Here is a 2,761-nt window from a genome sequence, read left to right on the forward strand (position 1 = left end):
TCGGAGAAACTGTCCGAGGTTATGTTGACGATGCCGAAAATGATGAGCGATTTATTCATGGGGGCTTCTATAATAATCTCTGTACACGACAAAAATAGATAACTCATTGAAATAATGTCACAATAATTGTTTTCTAACGACGAATACTATGACACATCTCAATGAGTTATATCTTATCTTAAACAAATCTCTAAAATGGAACAAGTCACATTTAAAGTGCTTTGCGCTCATCATGCTTGTGATTATTTTAAAGCAAACATGTAATCTTTCTTCTGCATCTAAAGCCTTGCCCATCAAGTGTTTACCACAATCATTTTATCGACGTATGCAGCGCTTCTTTGCAGGTCAGTATTTTGATTATCGTCAAATTTCTCAGTTGATTTTCAATATGTTTTCATTCGACCAAGTGCAACTGACTTTAGATAGAACCAATTGGAAATGGGGAAAACGAAATATTAATATCCTGATGCTCGCAATCGTTTATCGTGGAATAGCGATACCTATCCTTTGGACATTGCTTAATAAACGTGGAAATTCAGATACGAAAGAGCGTATTGCTTTGATTCAACGCTTTATAGCCATTTTTGGTAAAGACCGTATTGTGAATGTGTTCGCAGACAGAGAGTTTATCGGTGAGCAGTGGTTTACATGGTTAATTGAACAAGACATCAACTTCTGCATTCGTGTTAAAAAAACTTCATTGTCACCAATCATTTAGGAAAGAATCATAAAATTAGTGATTTATTTCGCCATCTTAAAGTTGGTCAAATTGAATGTCGTAAACGACGGATTTTGGTTGGTCGGGTGAAACTATATATAAGTGCACTACAGTTAGAAAATGGAGAGCTTTTACTCGTCGTTTCTCCTCAGTTTAATGCCAATGCTATTCAGGATTATGCATTACGCTGGGAAATTGAAACCTTATTCAGTTGTCTCAAAGGACGCGGGTTTAATCTTGAAAATACGCGCTTGACAGACCCTAGACGAGTGAAAAAATTGATTGCGGTGTTAGCTATAAGCTTCTGTTGGTGTTACTTAACGGGTGAATGGCAACATAATCAAAAAAAAGCGATAAAAATAAAGAAGCATGGACGACTCTCAATGAGTTTATTTCGCTATGGTTTAGACTATGTTCAAATGGCGATTCAGCGTTTAATTGGTTTTGGGAAAAAAGAAGAGTTTAAGGAAATTTTGGCAATTTTAAGAAAGCAGAATCCTGATAGGATAAGGGTTCTGTGAAATTTGTCGTGTACAGAGTATAATAATAATAATCGAGCATGAGTCTCATACGGATGCTCGGGTCGAAAGGGAATCCCCAGGCGAGTAACCTGTTTGCGGTGATCCATTAGCTGCAGGAGCAGAAGAGCATACATCTGGAAGCAAAGCCAGGAAAGCGGCCTATGGAGCTGTGCGGCAGCGCTCAGTAGGCAATTTTTCAAAATATTGTTAAGCCTTTTCTGAGCATAGTATTTTTCATGGTATTACCAATTAGCAGGAAAATAAGCCATTGAATATAAAAGATAAAAATGTCTTGTTTACAATAAAGTGGGAGTAGTAATTTCGTTACTTTGTTTAGAATTTCTTCAGAAATATTTCTTAATAAATCGTGTTTTTCAACAAGCGTAAAATTACTTTCTAAAATCTCTTGTTGTTTAGCTCGAGTTTGGGTATAAGCCCCATAATAAAATTGACGAGGATCTTTAAGCACGTACCAATCTTTCATTTGGATTACAGTACGGCCCTTATCGTAAAGATCAAATTCAGGCTGCCATAAAGGTTTGTAATGAAAATTAATTTCTTCCTGAATATCGTAGGTCGCTTCTTGATAACGTGAAGCTGGTTTATCACCAAATCTTTTTTCAATATAAGCATAAGTATTTCTTAAAGGCTTAACTGAAGATGTTTTAATATCAATTTGCATATAAATCTTCCTGATTTTTTAATAAAGACTAGAGTTTTTATTCTCTAATACCGGCCTGTCCAAATCGCCACTTCATGCGGTCATATTCAATCTTTGCAAAATCATCCGTACTTAGGTGCTGTACTTGATGGTGTGCGCAGAATTCTTCAAAAGCCTTGACTGGCATAATCATTTCTACAGCTAACTCTGGATCACCTATCGAAAATTCAAATTCGATATATTTGTCACGCTGAGTCCCTGTAACATGAATAAAGCAAGGAGGCTGTTCTACATTGAGTTGCTGCATACCAAAATCCTCATATTCTCCATAAGATTATTGCAACTTGCATGCCAATTTTATTTATTATTATTTTTCAAATATTTATGATTTTCTCTTTTTTATTTCATACAATGTTCTTTATCAAATTCTTAAGTCACAATGTATGACTTAAGAAAATTCTCAAGTGTTTTATATTTTCTCAGTTGTATAAGCACTTATAGATGATCAAAAAAAAAAGAAGCCAAAGCTTCTTTTTTTGATTTTCCAACTCGCATTGATAGCCCCTATAATTCAATCAACTGAACCGTACCGGGTTTGTCGGAGAGTTTTTTATTTAAGTTAGGCCACCTGACCTAACGGGTTAATCTTATCATAGTACATTGCTTCAAAATCAAAAGGTGATACATAACCTAGTGCACTATGTACACGCTCTTTATTGAACCAATCTACCCAATTTAGTGTCGCAAGTTGTACATCCGCTAAACCTTGCCAATCTGCTTTTAGATATTCAATCACCTCTGTTTTGTATAAGCCATTCACCGTTTCAGCCAAAGCATTATCGTATGAATCACCAGTCGTAC

At 35.6% G+C, this 2,761-nt stretch carries 4 protein-coding genes; 1 reads left to right on the forward strand and 3 read right to left on the reverse strand.

Annotated elements, in window-relative coordinates; genetic code table 11:
* Window positions 1-148 precede the first annotated feature (148 nt).
* Window positions 149-1,239, forward strand: a protein-coding gene (locus HX124_RS17910; RefSeq protein WP_085940648.1) for an IS4-like element ISAba1 family transposase whose coding sequence is annotated in 2 segments (ribosomal slippage) — window positions 149-689 and window positions 689-1,239 — 1,092 coding nt in all. Because the reading frame shifts where the segments join, the coding sequence is not laid out codon by codon here.
* Window positions 1,240-1,435: 196 nt separating this feature from the next.
* Here HX124_RS17910 and HX124_RS17915 read toward each other — a convergent pair.
* From HX124_RS17915 to HX124_RS17925, 3 genes are all read right to left on the reverse strand, one after another.
* Window positions 1,436-1,921 carry a ferritin family protein gene (locus HX124_RS17915; RefSeq protein WP_006581703.1) on the reverse strand — a complete coding sequence of 162 codons (486 nt, stop codon included), beginning with the start codon at window positions 1,919-1,921 and terminating at the stop codon, window positions 1,436-1,438.
* Between the two features lie 37 nt (window positions 1,922-1,958).
* Window positions 1,959-2,207: a phenol hydroxylase subunit gene (locus HX124_RS17920; RefSeq protein WP_006581702.1), complete on the reverse strand. Its 249-nt coding sequence runs from the start codon at window positions 2,205-2,207 to the stop codon at window positions 1,959-1,961.
* A gap of 312 nt (window positions 2,208-2,519) precedes the next feature.
* The coding region (locus tag HX124_RS17925; RefSeq protein ID WP_002048064.1) for an integrase core domain-containing protein at window positions 2,520-2,761 on the reverse strand (242 nt) is incomplete at its 5' end.

The sequence above is a fragment of the Acinetobacter sp. 226-1 genome, assembly GCF_030329325.1.
GTDB lineage: Bacteria > Pseudomonadota > Gammaproteobacteria > Pseudomonadales > Moraxellaceae > Acinetobacter > Acinetobacter sichuanensis.